The sequence below is a fragment of the Longimonas sp. genome, from assembly GCF_040409695.1.
Lineage (GTDB): Bacteria > Bacteroidota > Rhodothermia > Rhodothermales > Salinibacteraceae > Longimonas.
On the sequence record NZ_JARWGJ010000094.1, the window covers coordinates 15,034 to 36,040 of the forward strand.

Below are 21,007 nucleotides of genomic sequence, written 5' to 3' on the forward strand. Positions count from 1 at the left end.
GCCTACGGTGTACACTGAGGTAGCTTCTTACATCTGCTCCTACGCCCTGCCTGTTATGTCCTCTTCCTCATCAGCCGCTCTATGGATTACCCGTGCTGCCTGGGCTATTCCTGTGCTTCTACTCGGGCTGACTGCCCACCAGGTATGGTCTGGATTGGAACTGCGTAGCACGCTGGATTCCGGCATCGATGCCGAAGCCGAGGTGACGGACGTGTTCTCGACTGATCGTGTCGACGTCACGTACGACTACGTGAGCCTGCGCGTTACACTCGACGACGGCACCGTCATCACCCGTGAACGCATGTCGCTTCCCCATTCGCTTATCGGGGTCGTCGAAAACCGAGAAACGCTCGACGTACGCGTGCAGCCCGGGGCCAGTCAGGAGATCGTCATTACCGAGCTGGCCAGCACCCAGTGGCGTATTGCTATCTTAAACGCAGGGATGAGCTTTGTCCTTGGTATTCTCGTTGCAGGTGGCATCTGGTGGTGGCGCCGTACGCTGATCAATGAGGGCGACCCGGCTGACCGTGGTGTCGACGCTCCCGACCCTGATCATCCAGCACGCCAGCTCTCTCGGTAGCACGGGCTGCAGACGCAGGCGACGCGTAAACAAAGGCGTAGATAACGTAGATAAGTAGATAAAAAGCCACCAGAGGGATCCAAACGCAGGCTGCCCGCCCCAGCTGTATAGCCGGAGCGGGCAGCCTTTTCTATAGCGATCTGCTACGGCTGTTTATCAGCCCGTTGGCTATACTACGATGAACGATACATCGCATACAGGATCGCCAGCGGCATCGCATACACAAGGTGTCCGATAAGGCTCATAATCGTGGGTGCGCCAATGTTCGGGAAAGGGGGCGCCATCGGGAAGCCAACCGCCTGCAACCAGAGCGGCATTGCGAGCACAGCGAGGATGAGCGTCGTAACCACGCCCCAGATGAGTCCGTGCGTAATCGCTCCGGGCAGCGTGCGGGCATCCATCCAGTTACGAACCGCTGGCAACTCCACGTAGGCTACATACGCCAGTCCAAGCGTTACGCCATGGAACTGGTGGAAGAACCACCCGGCCAGCGGCGCCGGGTTGTCGGGCGTAGCAGCAATGCCATACATGTTCGGGATGACGACCTCAAGCAGGGGCGGCGGCATGATAAACGCCATCATGAGCCCAAACCCCATACTGCCGATAAATCCACCCAGCGCGCCACGCCACCAGTCCCACGGACTAATGGCACGTTCCGTTTTTGTTGATCCAGTAGTCGATGCAGTCGTTTCAGGGGATGCCGTTTGCGTAGCCATAACAAAGGTACGTAGTTTACTAAGGAATGTACTGTCAGGTAAATACACTTATAAACAGATTCAGAGCAATCACAACCTGTCCATAAGGCATCTCTATGTATGCTCATACAGAGAAGCGTTACAGCATCCAGCCGTCGTATCGGAAAGCCCATGCGATGCCTGCTGCTGTGTCACAGTTCGTTCTTCGGCACATCGTTCTCCTCCCCTATCATGGTCATTCTGGACAAGACACCCCTGACGCCCCAGAGACAGGATCTGAAGACATGATCTAATAGAGCTTTAGAATAGACCGAAGCGATCGAAACCGCCTGCTACATAAAAACACTTGTTGCAGCTCGTTACAGTAAACGCAGAGGCCGTCCGTCCACAACGCGAAATCTACGACTTATTGCTGTTGGGTCTCGACCAGACCAGCAGCATGCCATGTGGATCTGACACACACTACCTGGCGTAGGGTAAGGCAACGTGCTACAGTGGTTGTACTTACAACTGCATGAGTTCGATTCTCTCTGTTGCTCGTTCTCGCTTTCTGCCGTGGCTGCTACTGCACGCCACACGTTCAGAGACGACGTAGCGCCCCCTGTGGCCATGTTCTCCTTCCCCACTCCACACCACCTATGAACCTGAAATGCCTGCCGATCTGGGTTTTGATCGGCTTCCTCCTGATCGGAACGCCCTACTCTTCAGAAGCGCAATCCAGCGCCCCCAACGCGATGCTTGACGCAACCAACCCGTTCTACGAACCCAGCACGCTTCCTTTCGAAACGCCTGACTTCGACGCCATCTCTAATGCAGACTACAAACCGGCGATGGAAGCCGGCATGGCGCAGCAGATGGAAGAAGTGCAGGCCATTGCAGATAACCCGGAGCCACCAACCTTTGAGAATACGATTGTCGCGCTGGAGCAGTCGGGCGCGCTCCTCACGCGGGTACAGCGGGTCTTCTACAACATGACCTCGGCACACACCAACGACGAGATCCAGCAGATCCAGTCCGAGATGGCGCCGCGCCTGGCCGAGCATTCCGATAACATCCGGCTGAACGCCGCGCTGTTCGAGCGCGTGCAGACGCTGTATGAGCAGCAAGACGCACTCAACCTGGACGAGGCGTCTGCGAAGCTGTTACGAGATGAGTACCGCGATTTTGTGCGTGCCGGGGCCCTGCTTGATGATGACCAGCAGCAGCGTATCCGAGCGATCAATGCGGAGCTTTCGTCGCTTAGCACGGAGTTTCAGGAGAAGCTGCTTGCGATGACACCCGAGCGTGCCGTGCTCGTTGAGCACGAGTCTGACCTGGAGGGGCTGAGCGCGGATCGCATTGCCGCCGCCCGGGAGGCCGCTGAGGAGCGGGGTCATGACGGACAGTACCTGCTCTCTATCACCAACACCACACGGGTGCCGGTACTTACCAACCTGAAGAATCGCGACGTTCGCCAGCGGGTGTGGGAAGCGTCAGCGCATCGAGGCATCGGGCAAGACGGAGGCATCGATACGCGCCCGCTGGTCCAGCGCATGGCAGCGCTTCGCGCCGAGCGGGCACAGCTGCTTGGCTATGATACCTTCGCACACTTCGCCCTGGAGCCTCAGACCGCCGAACGTCCAGAGAACGCGCTCGACATGCTCACCGACCTGATTCCCGCCGTCCGGGCCAATACCGAACGCGAAGCGGCCATGATTCAGGACCGGATGCGAGCAGATGGCATCGACGACGATGTGCAGCCCTGGGACTGGGAGTACTACGCTGAGCGCGTACGGGAGGCCGAGTACGACATCGACGACCAGGAGGTACGTCCGTATTTCGAGCTCAACCAGGTATTGGAAGATGGTGTCTTCTACACCATGAACCGGCTCTACGGCATCTCTTTCGAGGAGCGATTCGACCTGCCGGTGTATCACGAGGACGTGCGCGTATTTGACGTTATCGACCACGATGGCGAGCAGTTGGGGCTGTTCTATGCTGACTATTTCGCGCGCGACTCCAAGCGCGGCGGCGCCTGGATGAGCTCGTTCGTCGGGCAGTCGCACTTGCTCGACAAGAAGCCGGTGGTCGTCAACGTGCTGAACATTCCCAAACCAGCGGAAGGCGAGCCCGCGCTTATCAGCTTCGACAATGTGACCACGCTCTTCCATGAAATGGGACACGGCGTACACGGGCTGTTCTCCGACACCCGGTATCCCTCGCAGGCGATGACGTCGGTGCCGCGCGACTTTGTAGAGTTCCCATCCACGTTTGAGGAGGACTGGGCCATCCATCCCGACGTGCTGGCGAACTACGCCATCCACCACGAGACGGGCCAGCGTATCCCAGAGGAGCTACTCGACCGCATCATCGCAGCCCGTGATTTCAACCAGGGCTTCGAAACGCAGGAGTACCTCGCTGCCACCATGCTTGACATGGAGTGGCATACGCTGCCCCCCGATGCGGTCCCCGAAGACGTGCTCGCGTTTGAGCAAGAAGCGCTAGCCAAGTACGGACTTGACTACGCGCCGGTACCACCGCGCTATAAGTCGCCCTACTTCGCGCATATCTTCTCTGGCGGCTACTCGGCGAACTATTACGCGTACATCTGGAGCGAAGTGCTGGCCGCCGATGCCTTTGCCTACATGACAGAGCAGGGCGGACTGACTCGCGAGAACGGCGACCATTACCGTGCTACGATTCTCTCGCAAGGCGGTAGCCGCGAAGCGATGGACCTGTACGTGGACTTCCGCGGTCAGGAGCCTGATGTCGAGCCGCTGCTGCGCCGCCGTGGGTTGAATGCAGAGGTCAACGCGGAGTCGGTAGAGCCGTAGTTTGGCAGTTCGGCAAGAACCCAGCTCAAATAAAAAAACCGCCGCACTCAGCACAAGCTGGAGGCGGCGGTTTTGTTTGGAGGAGTGTTTAACCTGATGATATCACGTACCGGCCGAATAGTCGGTGGCGTAGGCAACCTGCTCGTCCGTCAGGCTGTCGATTTCGATGCCCATCGTGTCGAGCTTGATGCGCGCAATCTCCTGGTCGAGCTCCTCCGGCAGGTCGATCACGTGCGGACCCAACTGCTCGCTGGACTCATGGCTCTGCACGAGCTTCAGGTGGGCCATAAACTGGTTTGCAAAGCTCATGTCCATCACCTCGCTCGGGTGCCCTTCGGCCGCCGCCAGGTTCACAAGGCGTCCGTCGGCGAGCACGAAGACGCGCTTGCCATTTTCGAGCGTGTACTCACGGTTGTTCTCACGCACCTCGCGGATGTCAACCGAAAGCTCAGCGAGCTCTTCGAGGTTCAGCTCCACATCGTAGTGTCCGGTGTTCGACACAATCGCGCCATCCTTCATGCTCAAGAAGTGGCGCCCACGGATAACATTCTTCATGCCGGTCGCCGTCACGAAGATGTCGCCGATCTTGGCGGCTTCGTCCATCGTCATCACGCGGTGGCCGTCGAGCGTGGCTTTCAGTGCGGCGGTCGGCTTCACCTCCGTCACGATCACGTTGGCGCCCATGCCTTTCGCGCGCATGGCCACACCGCTGCTGCAGTGTCCGTATCCCGCTACGACAAAGTTCTTGCCGGCGAGCATCACACTGGAAGCACGCAGGATGCCGTCGATTGTGCTCTGGCCGGTGCCGTACACGTTGTCGAAGTCCCACTTCGTTTCGGCGTCGTTCACCGCAAAAACCGGATAGAGCAGCTTGCCGTCGTCGTCCATCGCGCGCAGGCGGTGCACACCGGTTGTGGTTTCCTCAGAGCCGCCGACGATGGTATCTGCCATCTCTGGGTATTCCGAGTGCACACGGAAGATGAGGTCCGCGCCGTCATCGAGCGTCAGGTGCGGCGCCTTCGGCTGAATGGTCTGGTCGATGCTCCAGTAGAATGCTTCGGTATCCTGGCCGTGCCAGGCGTAGATCTCGGTCATGCCATTCTCCGCGAGTGCAGCCGCCACTTCGTCGTTGGTCGAGAGCGGGTTGCATCCGCTCCAGGCCACTTCGGCGCCACAGGCCGCCAGCGTCTCGATCAGCACGGCCGTTTCCTTCGTAACATGCAAGCAGCCCGCAATTTTGTAGCCCTCGAACGGCTTGCTCTCTGAAAACTCCTCACGCAGACGCATGAGCACCGGCATGCGGCTCTCCGCCCATTCGATGCGCTTGCGCCCTTTCGGTGCTAAACTCAGGTCTCGTACTTTGTATGCCCCTTCCTTATGGTCCATCAGGTTTTGGTGTCGTTGTGCAGAGTGGTAAATATGTACAAAAACCTATACGGTGAATGGATTCAGGTGCTCCCCATATTCTTGAAATTTAACTCACATCCCATACGAGATCTGACCGAAACAGCCCGCAGAGCCTCGCCTCCTGTCGTCTGTCTTCACGGCGCGTCGACCGTCGTAACGAAGTGCAAATACCCACGCATCCAGAGAACATCGCATTTGTTCTGCAGGTGAGACATGCTTAGTGACAATCATCACACACGTTCTGTCAGCATGGCCCTCCTCCATCTTTCTGATGTCCGAAAGTCTTTTGCAGAAGGCGACACCGCGCGCACCGTGCTCAACGGCGTGCATGCTGAGGTGGATGCGGGGGCGTTTCTCGTGCTCATGGGACGTAGCGGCGCTGGCAAGAGCACGCTCTTGAACCTGGTCAGCGGCATCGATCGGCCCGACGCGGGCGTCATCCGCTACAACGACACTGACCTCACAACGCTGTCGGATGCGGAGCGTACCCGCTTTCGGCGCGAGCACATCGGCTTTGTCTTCCAGTCGCTGAACCTGATTCCGACCCTCACTGTTGCGGAAAACATTGCGCTGCCGCTGGAGCTGAGCGGACAGTCCGACGAGGCGGATGCGCGCGTGTCCCACCTGCTTGAGCGCGTAGGGCTACCCGACCGGGGCGACAGCTATCCCGACCGGCTTTCAGGCGGCGAGCAGCAGCGCGTTGCCATCGCGCGGGCGCTCGCTCACGAACCGCTCTTGCTACTGGCCGACGAGCCCACGGGCAGCCTCGACTACGAGACGGGCCGCCAGGTGCTCAGTCTTCTCACCGATATGGTGCGCGAGCACGACACCACGCTGCTAATTGCCACGCACGATGAGAGCCTGGCTGATCAGGCAGATCGCACGATCACGCTCCACAACGGCACGCTCCACGACGGCTCTCTCAGCGCCCTGCTCTCGACCCACTCCTGATCATGTCTTCCTTGCTCTCTCGATCCAGTGCTCAGTACCTGCGCAGCCACCCCTGGCTGATGGCGCTATCGGTGCTGGGCATCGCGCTGGGCGTCGCCATCGTCGTTGCCATCGACCTGGCCAACACGAGCGCCTCCGACGCCTTTCGTCTTTCTACTGATACCGTCACTGGCGAGGCTACGCACCAGGTGGTGGGTGCAGGAGAGGGGCTGGATGAAGGCATTTACCGTACGCTTCGCACCGAGCACCGCTTCCGAAGTATCGCTCCGGTGATTGAGGGCTACGCCACACTGGAGGCCGCCGATGAAGCCCGCACGTTTCAGCTGCTGGGCGTCGACCCGTTTGCGGAGGGGCCGTTTCGTCCGTATGCCGGATTCGGGCCGGATAGCGACCTGGAGCTGGAGCCGCTTCTGGCCCGCTCTACCGTGCTCATCGGCGCCGAAACCGCCCGCGAGCTGGGTGTGGAGCCCGGACAGTCGCTCACCGTGTCGGTCGAGGGTGTGCAGCACACGGTCGAACTCATGGGCGTGCTTGAGCCCGACGACGAGCGCAGCCGCCGGGCCGTCGAAAATCTGATCGTCACCGACATCGCAACCGCACAGCGCCTGTTTGATGCACGCGGGCAGCTCTCTCGCATCGACGCGATCATCGAAGACGAATCGACCGAAGACCGTTTACGGGCTGCGCTGCCGGAGGGCGTTCACCTGCAACGCTCGGAGACCCGCACCGACACCGTCGCGCAGATGACCCGCGCCTTCGATCTGAACCTGACGGCGCTGAGCCTGCTCGCGCTGGTCGTGGGCGCATTTCTCATCTACAACACGATGCTGTTCTCGGTCGTGCAGCGGCGTCCGCTCATCGGACGGCTGCGCGCGCTGGGCGTCACCAGGCGCGAGATCTTTCGCCTGGTTCTGTCGGAGGCGGCTGTGCTGGGGCTGGCCGGGACCATTCTGGGCGTACTTGCGGGCATCGTACTCGCACAGGGGCTGGTGCAGATCATCACCCGCACAATCACCGACCTCTACTTCGTGGTTACGGTGCAGCAGCTCTCTATTGCGCCGTGGACCCTCGCTAAAGGAGCCGCGCTCGGCCTTGGTCTTACACTTGTGGCCGCCCTCTTCCCGGCGCGCGAGGCCGCTAACGCACCGGTGAGTATGGTCTTGCAGCGCTCTACCTCCGAATCCGACATCCAGCAGCGCGCTCCAATGCTCGCTCTCAGCGGCGCGGGACTCGCTGGCGTTGGCGTGGCGATCCTTGCTCTGATTGGAGGCAGCATCGCGTGGAGCTATGTCGGACTCCTCCTGCTCATTCTGGGCATAACAGCAGCCACTCCCCTCGCGGTAATTGGCATGGCCAAAGCAGCACGCCCTGTCATGGATGCCGTGGCCGGGGTGCTCGGACGAATGGCGGCGCGGGGCGTGGTGAGTACGCTGAGCCGCACGGGCGTGGCCATCGCCGCACTGACCGTAGCGGTTGCTGCCACCATCGGCGTTGGCATTATGATCGACAGCTTTCGCGGCACCGTCGAAACGTGGCTCCAGCAGTCGCTACAGGCCGACGTGTACGTTCAGGCCCCCAGCCCGAGCTTCCGGCGGGCCACAGCTACCGTGGCCCCCGCGCTGGTCGCATCAATCCGCGACACCGACGGGGTGGATGGCGTGTACACCGTGCGCAATGTGGATGTGACAGCTGATGTGGGTCCGACCGAACTCATCGCTATCACCCCCGGCCCACAGACGCCGGACACCTACGAACTGAAATCGCAGGAGGGGGCCGTTTGGGATGCGTTTGCGTCTGACGACGTGGTCCTTGTGTCGGAGCCGTACAGCAACCGCTATGGTGTTGAAACTGGCGACACCCTCACGCTACAGACCGACCGGGGAGAGCAGGACTTTGCGGTGATTGCGGTCTACTTCGATTATGCCTCTGACATGGGCAGCGTGCTCATGAGCCGCACAACGTACGACCGGCACTATGACGACGACCGCGTGTCGGGCGTAGCCGTCACTGCCGCATCCGGCATCGACGTAGATGCCTTGATTGCTGATCTGCGCGCGGAGGCCAGTGGCGTGCAAGACGTGCTCATCCAGTCCAACCAGGCACTGCGCGAGGCCTCCATGGACATCTTCGACCAGACGTTCGCCGTCACGAATGTGCTGCGGCTGCTCGCGATCCTCGTCGCGTTCATCGGCGTGCTCACCGCGCTGATGGCGCTTCAGCTGGAGCGCAACCGCGAGTTTGCGGTGATGCGCGCCTCCGGCATGACGCCCAGCCAGGTCGGCGGCCTCGTAACGATGCAGACCGGATTGATGGGCCTCTTCGCCGGACTCCTATCGCTGCCGCTGGGCTATGCGCTGGCGTACGTGCTCATCTACGTGATCAACCTGCGTTCTTTCGGATGGACCCTTCAGATGGATGTGTCGGCTGGCATTTTGCTGCAGGCGGTGCTTCTGGCCATCGCTGCCGCGCTCCTCGCGGGCCTCTACCCGGCACGAAAAATGGCGACCGCTAATCCGGCGCTGGCGTTGAAAGAGGAGTAGCACACCACGCTTCCCCACGTACCCTGTCAACACGTACCTGTCATGAACCGCCTCCTACTCATTCTTCTCGCGATTGCCCTGCTGCTTGGGCTCGGGGCCTACTGGCTGTCGGAGCCGGCTGTCGACGAGGCGTCCATACGCACGACGACGGCTGTGGCCGAGGCCATGGGCAGCACCGACACGACGGGATACGACCGCGCCGACCGCGTGATCGACTTCTCGTTTCCCGACGACCACGGTCCGCATCCGGGCTTCCAGACCGAATGGTGGTACCTCACGGGTAACCTCGACGGCGACGACGGAGAGCACTATGGCTTCAAGTTCACCATCTTTCGTTCTGCGCTTACGCCGCCTGACTCTGCCGATGCCGAGCACGCCGACCCCGAAGACTGGCGCACCAACCAGTTCTACATGGGGCACTTTGGGATGAGCCATATCGACCGGGCCTGGCATCTGAGCACGGAGCGCTTTGCTCGCGGTGGGGCCGGGCTGGCCGGGGCGCAGGCCGAGCCGTTTCGCGTGTGGCTTGACGACTGGCAGATCGCCAGCGCCGAACCCATCGACCAAACACCAGACGCGACTCCGGACGATTCCACGTTTCCGCTGCACCTCGACGTAAGCGATGAAGAGATGGCCATCGACCTGACCGTCACGCCGCGTAAGCCTCCGGTCTTCCAAGGCGACCGGGGCCTCAGCCAGAAAGGACCTGGCTCGGGCAACGCGTCCTACTATTACTCATACACCCGCCTCGACACCGAAGGCCAGATCATGATCGAGGGCGACACGGTTGCCGTATCCGGCCAGAGCTGGATGGATCGCGAGTGGAGCACCAGCGCACTGGCCGAAGACCAGGAAGGATGGGACTGGTTCTCGCTGCAGTTCGATGACGGACGTGAACTGATGTACTATCAGCTCCGAAATGACGACGGCACGCCCAGCACCTATAGCAAGGGCATTCTGGTCGAAGAAGACGGGTCGTCTACGCTCATTGAGCGCGAAGACGTCGAGCTCGAAGTCACCGACACGTGGACCAGCACCATCGACAACGAAAGCGAGTATCCGGTGGCCTGGCGTATGCGCCTGCCGGAGTACGACCTGGACTTCGCGGTCGAGTCGTACTTCCCCGGGCAGGAGATGGACGTGTCGGTGCGCTACTGGGAGGGTGCGGTGCGTATTGACGGCACGTCGGGCGAGGCTCCGCTCTCCGGTCGTGGCTACGTGGAACTGACTGGCTATGCCGATGGAGCATCCGCCGGACCGGTCTCGTAGAAAGGCTCCGTCTGCATCCACCAACAATCAACTGCCCCCTGTGGAGCCGCTTGCCCTGCCCGCCATCAACGCACCTGTCACCGAGCGCGATGGCACCCCTCACATCCACGACCCCGTACGCCGCAAGTACGTCCGGCTCACACCCGAAGAATGGGTGCGCCAGCACTGGATCCACTTCTTGAGCACCACCCGTGGCGTTCCGCTTGGCCTGATGTCTGTGGAGCAAGGCTTTACCTGGCAGGGGCGTTCGCAGCGGGCCGACCTCGTTGCCCACACGCGCGGCGGCGACGCCCTCCTCTTGCTTGAATGCAAAGCCCCGTCGGTGCCGCTCACGCAAGACGTGTTTGACCAGACCAGCCGCTACAACCAGGTCCTGGGCGCCCCCTTCTGGATCGCCTCCAACGGCCACATGCACTACGTCTGCCGCGTCGACCTGGAGGCGGGCCAGACCACGTTCTTAGACGAGCTGCCCCCGTACGACGAATTGTGCGCAAAAGCGGCATAGCGGTACCTTTTCCGCTTCGTAGTGCCTACGTTGGGAATCTCTGTGCCACTCACTAACCCCGTTCCCGCCTATGTTTTCGGATGCCACCGCCTCTGCTCGTAACGTAGCCCTGCGCGCCGTCCGCGCTGCGGCGCAGCTCTGCCAGACCGTGCAGGCTGACATTGACGATACCGTCGCCACAAAAGACGACCGCAGCCCCGTTACCGTAGCTGATTTCGGCAGCCAGGCGCTGATCTGTCATGCCCTGCAACAGGCATTTCCGGATGTGCCAGTTATCGCCGAGGAAGACAGTGCCATGCTGCAGACCGCGGAGCAGGCGCACATCCTGAAGCAGGTCGTAGACCGTGTGCAAGCACATGAACCCGCAGCCAACGCCGAATCCGTCTGCCGTTGGATCGACCACGGCAATGCCACGCAGTACCACGACCGCTTCTGGACGCTCGACCCAATCGACGGCACAAAGGGATTCGTACGCGGTGATCAGTACGCGATTGCGCTTGCGCTTGTGGAGGACGGACTGCCCACTGTGGCAGCGCTTGCCTGCCCGAACCTCCCCGACAACCTCGACGACCCTGCCTCGCACGGGCAGGTGTTTATCGCCGTTCGCGACGAGGGCGCCATGCAGTTTCCGCTTGACAATCCAGAGGCTGAAGGCACTCCCATCTCGACCCGCACCACCGCCCAGGCCGGCAAAGCCCGCTTTACCGACTCGTTTGTGTCGGCGCACAGCGCGCACGACAAAGCCAAGGAGGTCGGCGACATGCTCGGCATCAGCGCACCGCCTATTCGCATGGACAGCCAGGCGAAGTATGCCCTTGTAGCACGTGGCGAAGCCGACATCTACTTCCGCCTGCCTCGCCCCGGCTCCGACTACACCGAGAAGATATGGGACCACGCTGCCGGACGCCTCGTGGTGGAAGCGGCCGGCGGGCGCGTCTCCGACATGCACGGCGAACCGCTCGACTTCACGCATGCACCGCTGCTTTCCGAGAACACCGGCGTGGTCGCCACCAGCGGTGCCATCCATGACGATGTGATTCAGGCACTTGCTGACTACGAGCAATAGCCCACGCATCTCTCTGCAAATTCAGTCTATCAACGCCATGAATCCTGACCTGATGCGCCGGGCCATTGCCCTGGCCGTGGAAAACGTGAAAGCTGGACGCGGGGGCCCGTTCGCGGCCCTTGTTGCTCGCAACGACGAGATCATTGCCGAGGGCACGAACCTCGTCACGTCATCGGGCGACCCAACAGCTCATGCCGAGGTCACTGCTATACGGAACGCCTGCCAGAAACTGGGCCGCTTTGAGCTGACAGGCTGTACGCTCTATACCTCGTGCGAGCCGTGCCCGATGTGCTTCGGTGCGGTCTACTGGGCCCGCCTCGACCGCGTGTACTACGGGGCTACACACGCCGAAGCAGCCCGCGTTGGGTTCGACGACTCGCACATCTACGAAGAAATTGATCGCGCGCCCGAAGAACGCACGATTCCCATGCAGCGCGTGCTTAAGGACGAGAGCTGGGCCCCCTTCGAGACGTGGACGGAGTACGAAGACCGCATCGAATACTGAGCTGCGAGTACTGAGCCGTAGTGCGGGTCTTGCGCGCTGCAGATTCGTGTTTTGCTCTCATCTGAAAAGCCCGCCTCGCCTCAAATAAAAGGTAGTGGGTAGACGCTAAGTGATAAGGCTATCAGACACTGCAGGTTTGTCTTGTTCAAACCCCCTCTCCCTACGGGTTTCTCCCCCTTGGCCAAGGTGGAGATGTCGGCAGACAGAGGGGGTTCGAGCGGGTAGCGATGATGTAAACCACATGTCAATCACTTAACATTGAACCGCTACCAAATAAAAAAGCCCCGTCTGACAGTAGACGGGGCTTTTTCGTTTTAGAACCTATGTTGGGTACCTATTTCAGGTCGAACCGGTCAAGGGTCATGACCTTGGTCCAGGCGCTGATGAAGTCATGGACGAACTTCTCTTCGCCGTCGTTGGCTCCATACACCTGCGCGATGGTACGCAGGCGCGCATTCGACCCAAAGATCAGGTCAACACGGGTTGCGTTCCAGCGCACCTCGCCGGTCTCCCGATCTTGCACCTCGAAACGCTCCTTCTTTTCCGATACCGGCTCCCACGTGTAGTCCATCGAGAGCAGGTTCACGAAGTAGTCGTTAGTGAGCGTCTCCGGACGGTCGGTAAAGACGCCGTGGCCCGCTGCTTGCTCATGTACGGCATCGAGCGCACGCATCCCGCCGAAGAGGACTGTCATCTCAGAAGCTGTCAGGTCCAACAGATCAGCCTTGTCGACCAGAAACTGCTCTGGGGTCCAGTCCTGTCCCGGATCGTCGGCGATGTAGTTGCGGAAGCCGTCTGCTTTTGGCTTGAGATGCTCAAATGCTTCCACATCGGTCTGCTCCTGGGTTGCGTCGGTGCGCCCGGGTTCGAACGGAACGTTGACCTCATACCCGGCATCTGCAGCTGCCTTTTCAATGGCAGCGGCTCCGCCCAGCACGATGAGGTCAGCCAGCGATACCCGTACGTCGTCAGTTCGCGACGCGTTGAACGTTTCCTGGATATCCTCCAAGACGTGCAGCGCACGAGACAGTTCGTACGGCTCGTTCGCTTCCCACGTCCGGTGTGGTTTCAGGCGGATGCGGGCGCCGTTCGCCCCACCACGCTTGTCACTGTCACGGTACGTCGATGCAGCGGCCCAGGCGGTCTTGACAAGGCGTGAAACAGACAGATCCGTTTCGAGGATCTCTTTTTTGAGCGCGCTAACGTCGCTCTCGTCGATCAGGTCGTGGTCAACGCTGGGGACCGGGTCCTGCCAGAGCAGATCTTCTTCAGGCGCTTCCGGCCCGATGTAGCGTTCCTTCGGGCCCATGTCGCGGTGCAGCAGCTTAAACCAGGCCCGCGCGAATGCATCTTCGAAGTAGCCCGGGTCTTCCTGGAAGCGTTCAATAATCGCCCGGTAGCTCGGATCCCGCTTCAGAGCTACATCTGTCGTGAGCATCATCGGGTCGACCTTGCTCGATGCATCGTGTGCATCCGGTACAGTGCCCTTGAGCTCCTCGCTTTTCGGACGCCACTGCCATGCTCCGCCGGGGCCTTTGTGCGGCTCCCATTCGTACTCAAGGAGATTGTCGAGGTAGCCGGTGTCCCACTGCGTCGGCGCGGCGGTCCAGGGACCTTCAATACCGCTGGTAATGGTATGAGCCCCTTTTCCTGAGCCATACTCATTTTTCCACCCAAGCCCCTGCTGTTCAATTGGAGCGGCCTCTGGTTCGGGACCGAGGTGCTCATCGGTGTCGGCGCCGTGGACTTTTCCGAAGGTGTGCCCGCCGGCAATGAGCGCAGCCGTTTCAACATCGTTCATCGCCATTCGGCCAAAAGACAGGCGGATGCGTTGCGCCGACCACTCCGGATCGGGGGTGCCTTCGGGTCCCTCGGGATTCACGTAGATGAGCCCCATCACTGTGGCACCGAGCGGGTCGTCAAGCTCGTCCTCTTCATTGAACCGATCCCAGGACTCCATTTCGTTCTCCGGACCCCAGTAGACCGAATCGTCAGGGTGAAAGTCATCCTCACGGCCGGCAGCGAATCCGAAGGTCTTGAAACCCATTGATTCGAGCGCGACATTCCCAGCCAGCACCAGCAGGTCGGCCCACGAGATCTTGCGGCCGTACTTCTGCTTGACCGGCCACAGAAGGCGCCGGGCTTTGTCAAGGTTGGCGTTGTCGGGCCAGCTGTTGAGCGGCGCCTGAAGCTGCTGTCCGCCCGACGAACCGCCGCGTCCGTCGGTGGTGCGATAGGTTCCGGCGGCGTGCCACGCCATCCGAATGAAGAGCGGCCCGTAGTTTCCGTAGTCGGCGGGCCACCAGTCTTTCGAGGTCGTCATCACCTCTTCGATGTCCGCTTTGAGCGCGTCATAGTCAATCTGCTGGAACGCTTCGGCGTAATCGAACGACGCGCTCCACGGACCGGGGTTCTGTCCATTACGATCCAGGATCTCGATATCCAGGCTACTGGGCCACCACTGGCGGTTGGCGGAAACCGTGCTCTGCCGCGGGTTCTCAGAACCTTGATGGGACGAAGAGCCGTTCGTCCCATTGTGCATCACAGGACATCCGTTAGATTCGTTTGTATGGTCTTTTGAATGATCTTCTGACATATACCGGACGTAGGGCTTTACTGAATAAGTAACGTTTTAGTACAAACGTAGGCGTCAGCCCTTAATCAGTCAAATTAATCTTTGTTGTACTTTACATAGCTCAAAACTATTGGACGAAGGGCCGCTCTCATGACACTTGCACAGCTGACATATCTCGTTGCCTTAGACGAACATCGGCACTTTGGGCAGGCTGCCGCGGCCTGCCATGTCTCGCAGCCGACGTTGAGCGTTCAGCTCCGAAAGCTGGAAGACGAGCTGGGCGTTGAGCTTATCGACCGAAGTCACCAGCCGGTTGTGCCTACGGGAGCCGGCGAGCTTCTCATCAGGCAGGCCCGAACCGTTCTCTCAGAGTGCGACCGCCTCCAGATGCTTGCGGCTGAAGTGCAGAGCCGGGTTGCGGGAACGCTCCGGCTGGGCATGCTGCCGACGCTCTCTCCGTATCTGGTCCCGCTTGTTCTGCCGCACCTCGAAACGGCCTACCCTGAGGTTACCCTCGTCTTACGTGAGTGGACCACCGCCGAGGTGCTGGATGCCCTGCGGCGCGACGTTCTTGATGCGGGCCTTATCGCCACCGACGAAGCCGGCCCCGATTTCGAAGTCACCCCGCTCTTTACTGAACCGTTTGTAGGCTACCTGTCGCCCAAGCACCGGCTCGCAGACGGTGGCCCGTTGGACGTATCGGCTCTTGCTATCGACGACTTATGGCTTCTTAGCGAAGGTCACTGCTTCCGCGACCAGGTGCTTCAGATCTGCAGCCATCGCGCTAACGGCACTCCGCTGCAAGCACGCCTCGAAAGTGGCTCCTTAGAAACGCTCCTTCACCTCGTTCAACGAAGTGGAGGCATGACACTCCTTCCGGCTCTTGCTACCTGCCACATGACCGAGGCAGAGCAGAGCACCTACGTACAACCGTTCGCTTCCCCGGCCCCCAATCGCACTATCCGAATCGTAACGCGGCGGCGCCACAAGCAGCCGCTTGTACGTGCGTTCAGGGAAGCGGTGCGTGCAACTCTTCCAGATGTGGTATCCTTCGCCTGAGCCCGCCGTGCCAGAGCATGCTTGAGCATACCTCTGTGGGGAAGCGCCTGCCCTTAAACACGCGCAGGCCCGCTGCTGGCTAGCAACGGGCCTGCGCACAGTAGAACCACATGTCTGCCGTAAAACAAGTCGGCATCGCAACTGCGGTATGCTTAGTCGCCCGACATAAAGAGCGAGAGCACGTACCAGAAGAGCAGTCCGAGCGAAGCGAAGAGCTCCAGCGAGGCAGATACGTATCGGTCTTTCGGGTAGTGGTGCAGCACGTTAGAGGTGTCGTAGAGGATAGCAGCGCCGGCGAACACGACCATGCCGACGGCGAAGAACGTGCCGAGCTGAAACCCAAAGAGCGATCCGCCCACGATGAGCACCAGGGCGCCTACTCCGCCCCAGATGAGGAGGCTACGCAAAAACGAGAAGTCTTTGCGCGTGTAAAAAGCGATGAACGTGAGTCCAGCAAAGCCAATCAGCGTGACGGAGGCAGCGCTTTCGATGGTGCCCGGGGCTACGGACTGCGCCATGAACAGCAGCGGCACCAGAATGAGCGCCTGTGCGACCACGAACCCGGCAAGCGCCAGGTACTGTGTGCCCAGGTCTTGCGCCTGATGCGCCGCCCGACTGGCCAGCCAGCTAATCAGGATAAACCCGCCCATAGGAATGAGCCAGCTCACACTGAGCATAGCGCGTGCGATGGGCTCGGCCAGCCCCAGCGAGAAGAGTCCGTACAGGATGGCGATGAGCCCCACCACAGCACTGGCCAGGTGCAGGTAGGTACGCATGATGAAGGTGGCCCGCGTCTCGGTGTCGGCCGCTGCTACTGCCGAAGAGGCCGCCCAATCCGGGTATTCGGTGCGATGGGAAGTGGACATACCAGGGAATGTATCGTTGGCGAAAACTACAGAATAAACAACATATCACACCCATATCGGAGCAGGAGGATCCATACCCCACCGGGGTTTGACAGAGCGGTTTCAGTTAGCGCGTAAGGCGCTCTATGAGTGCCCGGTGCTGCGGGTAGCGCTGCACCAGTACGCTGCGCGGAGGCGCCTCGAAGTCGGCAAACGCAAACCCAGGTGCTACCGTGCAGCCTGCAAGCAGGTAGCCACCGGGCGTGTCGACGGTAGCGGCAAACAGATGACCACGTGGCACAACGATCTGCAGTGTTTGCCCCGCCGCCACGTCGCGTCCAAGCGTGGGCGTATGAAGCGCGCCGTTGTCGGGGTTGATAATATGCAGGGTGCCGGGCGATCCCGCGTAAAAGTGCCAGATCTCTTCTTGCTGGATGCGGTGGAACGCCGAAAAGTCGGGATGCTGCAGCAGGTAGTAGATGGAGGTGCCAAACGCACGGTCCTCCTCAAACCGCGAAGGCAGTGCCGATGCGGGAATGACCTCGTCGGAGCGGTAGACCTCACGGTACATACCGCCTTCTTCCGGCAGCGGCTCAAGGTTTAGGTGGTCAATCCAGTCGGTGGCGGTGCGCATGAGCATTTCGGTTTCTGAGAATGAGGTTGAGAACGCCGGTATCGGTTGGATCCGTCAAGTTGGGGCCACCGAGCGCTATTCTTACAGCCCCCTGATTAACATAGGGCGATGCCAGGGCAGCACACCCCGCCAGCCCCGAGTGGGCACGGCTGGGTGTAGCGAGTTGCTGAGGTGCAAACGCCTGCGTGGCGCCTGCGAGCTCACATGTCCATAACGTTGCGGGTGGCCCGGAGGCCCACCTCAGCACTGCTCGAAGCGCACGGTTCTGCGCATCCCCTATGACCCCGAAACCTGCCCGGCGGCGTATACGGCGATGGATACCGGGGCGCTACGCTGGCGCGTGCCCTGTGCATCGCGGCCGTACAGGACGATGGTATGGCGGCCCGGCGTGAGCGTCCAGGGCGCGCTGACGGGCGCGCCGTTTACGGTCCACGTCTTGTCGGTCCACCCTGTGGGCAGATGGCCCCGCAGATGCAGCCGCTGATAGGCCGGGCGCAGCACCGGGTCGAGCACGAAACGCGTTCCAGGTGTGGGGTAGGTGACCTGCGGACGCGCATCGGGGTGGGCGGCTGTCTGGAACAAGTTTTCGGGTGGAAGAGGCAGACCGTTGGCGCGCATCCAGTCGTGGTACGCGGGCGGATGCACGGCGTAGGTACGCTCCTGCACGCGAAAAGCAGGCGTAGCAGCCGAGGCCCGCGCTCCGGTGTGGCGGTCGATGGCGATGCGGCGATGCACCGTGCATGTGTCGGCCGGCGCTGTGCCCGGCTGAAAGCGCTCGGCGCGCGCTATCGGGCAGTACGCACCGGGCTGCTGGCCGCTGGCCGGACAGATGTCTGCTTCTTCGAGCGCTGCAGCCTCTGGGAACGCGCCGCCTGGGCCCAGCATGCGCATCACATCGTGAAAGAGCGGCCCGGCCCCGCTGATGCCGCTCACCTGCTCCATTGGCGACCCGTCGAAGTTGCCGACCCACACGGCTACGGTGTGCGTGGGCGTGTAGCCGACCGTCCAGTTGTCGCGGTAGTCCTTGGAGGTGCCCGTCTTCACCGCTACGGGAAACGGGAGCTGAAGCGGGGTGGACGCGCCGAAGGCCGGGGTACGCGCTTCGGCATCGGCCAGCATGTCGGTGAGCTGTGCAGCGGTGGCTGGCGTAAGCGGGGTGGATGCGGGGGCGGGCGGCTCAACATGCAGGGTATCGCCTGCCGCGGTCCGGATCCACGTATACGCGGTCGCTTCCGGACGCGTGCCGCCGCGGGCGAGCGCAGCGTAGGCCTCGGCCAGCTCGCGCAGTTGCACCTCGCCGTTGCCAAGGGCAAGCCCGACGCCGTAGTGGCCTGGCGTACGGTGGAGCGAAGCAAAGCCCACATCGCGTAGCGTGCCAAGCAGGGCCGCTGTACCCATTTCGCGTGCCAGGTAGACCGCCGGCACATTGTAGCTTGCTGCCAGCGCCTCGCGCGCCGAAACGGGCCCCCGAAACCGGTTGTCGTAGTTGGTTGGCGTAAACGCACCGCCGGCCTCGGGCACGTGCAGGGGAATATCGGGCAGGATGGATGCAGGCGTATAGCGCCCTGTTTGAAAGGCGGCTCCGTACAGGAACGGCTTCAGCGTGCTGCCGGGCTGCCGGTGCATGCGCACGCCGTCGTTCTGCCCGGCGCGATTCGCGTCCCAGAAGTCTCCACTTCCTACGTAGGCACGAATGGCGCCGGTAGCGTTGTTGAGCACCAGCACAGCAGCGTTGGTCACGTTCTGGTGGCGCAGCGCATGAAGGCGCGTCTGCACGCGGGCTTCGATGCGTGCCTGCAGGTTCGCGTCGAGGGTGGTGCGCCATTCGCGGGCGGTATGGTCGGCGTCGGATGCGGCGAGCAGGGCTGTAGTGAAGTGGGGGGCGCGCATCGTCTGCGTGGGCGGGCGCAGGCGCAGCGGGATGTTCGCCCATGCGGTGCTGTCGGCCGTTGAGAGGGTGCCGCTCTCGACCAGCGCTCTTAACACGCGCTGCTGACGGGCGCGGGCTCGGTCTGGATAACGGTATGGGTTGTAGCGGCTCGGACTCTGAGGGAGCCCGACGAGAAACGTGCTCTGCTGGGGCGTCAGGTCGCGTGCGGAGGTCCCGAAGTAGAGCTGCGCGGCGGCCTCGATGCCATGGGCGCGGTTGCCAAACGACACCCGGTTGAGCCATGCCTCCAGGATCTGCGTCTTCGACCAGCGCAGCTCCAGTCGCAGCGCCAGATGAGCCTCGGCCAGCTTGTCGATCCAGATGGATCCGGAGCGGGGGCGCATGGCACGCGCCACCTGCATCGTGAGCGTAGACGCGCCGCGCACCACACGCCCTGCTCGCAGGTTGGCTCGCGCTGCGTCGAGCACACTCAGCGGGTCGATGCCCGGATGGTGGTAGAAACGCCGGTCCTCGGTTGCGATGAGCGCCTGCACCGCCGTGGGGGCAACGTCGTGCAGCGTCACCGGCTGCTGGCGTCCGTTCGGATAGACCGTGCGTAGCGTGGTGCCGTGCCGGTCTGTGATGCGCAGCGTGTGGGGAGCATCGGCCGGGTCGGACGGCAGGGGCCATGCCAGCGAACCCATGCTCAGCACAAGCAGCAGCGCCACGCATCCCGCTTTCCACCCTACATGAGCACCAATGCGCACGGCTGTATGCTTCTTTTGAAAACAATGAGAGATGTGCTACAACGTAGGCACCAGGAGAAACGCACGCAAGACGTAGATTCACGCTACGGGCGATTTTTCACGGCTGGCCGCTCGTTGCGTTTGCTTATTTGCGGCGGTCGTTTGGAGCGCAACACAGTGCAGCCCCCTTCGCTTGAACTCGGTCTTGAGTTGCTCATATGCCCGTGTCTGAACGACCGGTTGCTTACTCCGTATTTCTTGGACGTTTTCTCAACGTACAATCGTCACATTACGCTCTCCTCCTCAAATATCGCCCCAACGGATATGAACCATCGTGTACTTGACCTTACGCCTGCTGCTGCCCATCTGCTCGTCTTTGATCAGCAGGCGGATTTCATGGAGGAGCTTGCGGCTTTTGGTGAACGTCGGTCTGTGCAGAGTGCCACGTTTCAGGGCATCGGCGCCTTTTCTTCAGCTACCCTTGCATTTTTTGACCGGGAGGCGCAGCGCTACGATCCGATTGAGGTAGCTACGCAGACTGAGGTGCTTCACGTGAGTGGGAACCTGACCCACCACGAGGGGGAGATCCGCGTACATGCCCATGCGACCCTGAGCTACCCGGATGGCTCCACGATAGGCGGACACCTGCTGCAGGCCACCGTCTGGCCTACGCTTGAACTGCAGTGCCAGACGTATTCGACCCGCATAGGGCGCACGGACCATGAGGACATCGGCCTGCCGCTCATTCCGCAATCGTCGCCAGCGCAGTAGATAGGACTTTCGGGGTGTCCTCGTTGCAATGTGTTACGCGAGACCATTTCAAGTAGTGGGTCAATGGTAAGTGACTGTCGCTTGGGCGACATCATCGCAGTCCGCTGAGTGTTTTCAGACGCTGCCCAAACCGCTGCCCAACATACCGCACAGCGATTATTACCCCCCAGAGCCAC

16 protein-coding genes are annotated in these 21,007 nt (G+C 61.2%); 10 read left to right on the plus strand and 6 right to left on the minus strand.

Going from position 1 to position 21,007, the window contains the following annotated elements; translation table 11 throughout:
- The first annotated feature begins 55 nt into the window (after window positions 1–55).
- A complete protein-coding gene (locus PPP56_RS05970; protein WP_353563123.1) occupies window positions 56–580 on the plus strand; it encodes a hypothetical protein in 525 nt (174 codons plus the stop codon).
- A gap of 173 nt (window positions 581–753) precedes the next feature.
- On the opposite strand, the gene PPP56_RS05975 is transcribed toward PPP56_RS05970, so the two are convergent.
- Complete coding sequence (locus PPP56_RS05975; protein ID WP_353563124.1) at window positions 754–1,296, minus strand: hypothetical protein; 543 nt, start codon at window positions 1,294–1,296, stop codon at window positions 754–756.
- Between the two features lie 617 nt (window positions 1,297–1,913).
- Between PPP56_RS05975 and PPP56_RS05980 the strand changes: the two genes are divergently transcribed.
- Window positions 1,914–4,088, plus strand: a complete 2,175-nt coding sequence (locus PPP56_RS05980; protein WP_353563125.1) for a M3 family metallopeptidase — start codon at window positions 1,914–1,916, stop codon at window positions 4,086–4,088.
- Between the two features lie 102 nt (window positions 4,089–4,190).
- Here PPP56_RS05980 and PPP56_RS05985 read toward each other — a convergent pair whose 3' ends face one another.
- Complete coding sequence (locus tag PPP56_RS05985) at window positions 4,191–5,474, minus strand: adenosylhomocysteinase (RefSeq protein WP_353563126.1); 1,284 nt, start codon at window positions 5,472–5,474, stop codon at window positions 4,191–4,193.
- A gap of 270 nt (window positions 5,475–5,744) precedes the next feature.
- Here PPP56_RS05985 and PPP56_RS05990 point away from each other — a divergent pair, with 270 nt between their 5' ends.
- The 6 genes from PPP56_RS05990 to PPP56_RS06015 all read left to right on the plus strand — a co-directional run bounded on the left by PPP56_RS05990 (window position 5,745) and on the right by PPP56_RS06015 (window position 12,331).
- The gene (locus tag PPP56_RS05990) at window positions 5,745–6,446 is read left to right on the plus strand and encodes an ABC transporter ATP-binding protein (protein WP_353563127.1); all 702 of its coding nucleotides are present in this window, start codon (window positions 5,745–5,747) and stop codon (window positions 6,444–6,446) included.
- Window positions 6,447–6,448: 2 nt separating this feature from the next.
- Window positions 6,449–8,986, plus strand: a complete 2,538-nt coding sequence (locus PPP56_RS05995; protein WP_353563128.1) for an FtsX-like permease family protein — start codon at window positions 6,449–6,451, stop codon at window positions 8,984–8,986.
- Window positions 8,987–9,028: 42 nt separating this feature from the next.
- Window positions 9,029–10,255, plus strand: a complete 1,227-nt coding sequence (locus tag PPP56_RS06000; RefSeq protein WP_353563129.1) for a lipocalin-like domain-containing protein — start codon at window positions 9,029–9,031, stop codon at window positions 10,253–10,255.
- A 40-nt stretch (window positions 10,256–10,295) separates the two neighbouring features.
- Window positions 10,296–10,760 (plus strand): type I restriction enzyme HsdR N-terminal domain-containing protein, encoded by a 465-nt coding sequence (locus PPP56_RS06005; protein ID WP_353563130.1) that lies wholly within the window; start codon window positions 10,296–10,298, stop codon window positions 10,758–10,760.
- 70 nt (window positions 10,761–10,830) lie between these two features.
- Window positions 10,831–11,826, plus strand: coding sequence for a 3'(2'),5'-bisphosphate nucleotidase (locus PPP56_RS06010; protein ID WP_353563131.1), 996 nt, complete (start codon window positions 10,831–10,833; stop codon window positions 11,824–11,826).
- Between the two features lie 37 nt (window positions 11,827–11,863).
- Entirely contained in the window at window positions 11,864–12,331 is a 468-nt protein-coding gene (locus PPP56_RS06015; RefSeq protein ID WP_353563132.1) for a nucleoside deaminase, read from the plus strand.
- A gap of 334 nt (window positions 12,332–12,665) precedes the next feature.
- Here the strand turns inward: PPP56_RS06015 and katG are convergent, their stop codons facing one another.
- A complete protein-coding gene (katG, locus tag PPP56_RS06020) occupies window positions 12,666–14,927 on the minus strand; it encodes a catalase/peroxidase HPI (protein WP_353563133.1) in 2,262 nt (753 codons plus the stop codon).
- A gap of 129 nt (window positions 14,928–15,056) precedes the next feature.
- Between katG and PPP56_RS06025 the strand changes: the two genes are divergently transcribed.
- Window positions 15,057–15,965 (plus strand): LysR substrate-binding domain-containing protein, encoded by a 909-nt coding sequence (locus tag PPP56_RS06025; RefSeq protein WP_353563134.1) that lies wholly within the window; start codon window positions 15,057–15,059, stop codon window positions 15,963–15,965.
- Between the two features lie 152 nt (window positions 15,966–16,117).
- Here the strand turns inward: PPP56_RS06025 and PPP56_RS06030 are convergent, their stop codons facing one another.
- The 3 genes from PPP56_RS06030 to pbpC form a co-directional block, all read right to left on the minus strand.
- Window positions 16,118–16,831, minus strand: coding sequence for a Bax inhibitor-1/YccA family protein (locus tag PPP56_RS06030; RefSeq protein WP_353563135.1), 714 nt, complete (start codon window positions 16,829–16,831; stop codon window positions 16,118–16,120).
- A gap of 106 nt (window positions 16,832–16,937) precedes the next feature.
- Window positions 16,938–17,444, minus strand: a complete 507-nt coding sequence (locus PPP56_RS06035) for a cupin domain-containing protein (protein ID WP_353563136.1) — start codon at window positions 17,442–17,444, stop codon at window positions 16,938–16,940.
- A gap of 276 nt (window positions 17,445–17,720) precedes the next feature.
- Window positions 17,721–20,081 (minus strand): penicillin-binding protein 1C, encoded by a 2,361-nt coding sequence (gene pbpC, locus PPP56_RS06040; RefSeq protein ID WP_353563137.1) that lies wholly within the window; start codon window positions 20,079–20,081, stop codon window positions 17,721–17,723.
- Window positions 20,082–20,384: 303 nt separating this feature from the next.
- Here pbpC and PPP56_RS06045 point away from each other — a divergent pair, with 303 nt between their 5' ends.
- Entirely contained in the window at window positions 20,385–20,831 is a 447-nt protein-coding gene (locus PPP56_RS06045) for a PPC domain-containing DNA-binding protein (protein WP_353563138.1), read from the plus strand.
- The last annotated feature ends 176 nt before the right edge of the window (window positions 20,832–21,007 follow it).

What these genes read in the sequence shown, in the direction of transcription:
- PPP56_RS06045 (WP_353563138.1), top strand. Translation starts at nt 20,385, where the DNA reads ATGAACCATCGTGTACTTGACCTTACGCCTGCTGCTGCCCATCTGCTC.
- PPP56_RS05970 (WP_353563123.1), top strand. Translation starts at nt 56, where the DNA reads ATGTCCTCTTCCTCATCAGCCGCTCTATGGATTACCCGTGCTGCCTGG.
- PPP56_RS05995 (WP_353563128.1), top strand. Translation starts at nt 6,449, where the DNA reads ATGTCTTCCTTGCTCTCTCGATCCAGTGCTCAGTACCTGCGCAGCCAC.
- PPP56_RS06015 (WP_353563132.1), top strand. Translation starts at nt 11,864, where the DNA reads ATGAATCCTGACCTGATGCGCCGGGCCATTGCCCTGGCCGTGGAAAAC.
- PPP56_RS06025 (WP_353563134.1), top strand. Translation starts at nt 15,057, where the DNA reads ATGACACTTGCACAGCTGACATATCTCGTTGCCTTAGACGAACATCGG.
- PPP56_RS05985 (WP_353563126.1), bottom strand. Translation starts at nt 5,474, where the DNA reads ATGGACCATAAGGAAGGGGCATACAAAGTACGAGACCTGAGTTTAGCA.
- PPP56_RS06035 (WP_353563136.1), bottom strand. Translation starts at nt 17,444, where the DNA reads ATGCGCACCGCCACCGACTGGATTGACCACCTAAACCTTGAGCCGCTG.
- katG (WP_353563133.1), bottom strand. Translation starts at nt 14,927, where the DNA reads ATGTCAGAAGATCATTCAAAAGACCATACAAACGAATCTAACGGATGT.
- PPP56_RS06030 (WP_353563135.1), bottom strand. Translation starts at nt 16,831, where the DNA reads ATGTCCACTTCCCATCGCACCGAATACCCGGATTGGGCGGCCTCTTCG.
- PPP56_RS06000 (WP_353563129.1), top strand. Translation starts at nt 9,029, where the DNA reads ATGAACCGCCTCCTACTCATTCTTCTCGCGATTGCCCTGCTGCTTGGG.
- PPP56_RS05975 (WP_353563124.1), bottom strand. Translation starts at nt 1,296, where the DNA reads ATGGCTACGCAAACGGCATCCCCTGAAACGACTGCATCGACTACTGGA.
- PPP56_RS05990 (WP_353563127.1), top strand. Translation starts at nt 5,745, where the DNA reads ATGGCCCTCCTCCATCTTTCTGATGTCCGAAAGTCTTTTGCAGAAGGC.
- PPP56_RS05980 (WP_353563125.1), top strand. Translation starts at nt 1,914, where the DNA reads ATGAACCTGAAATGCCTGCCGATCTGGGTTTTGATCGGCTTCCTCCTG.
- PPP56_RS06010 (WP_353563131.1), top strand. Translation starts at nt 10,831, where the DNA reads ATGTTTTCGGATGCCACCGCCTCTGCTCGTAACGTAGCCCTGCGCGCC.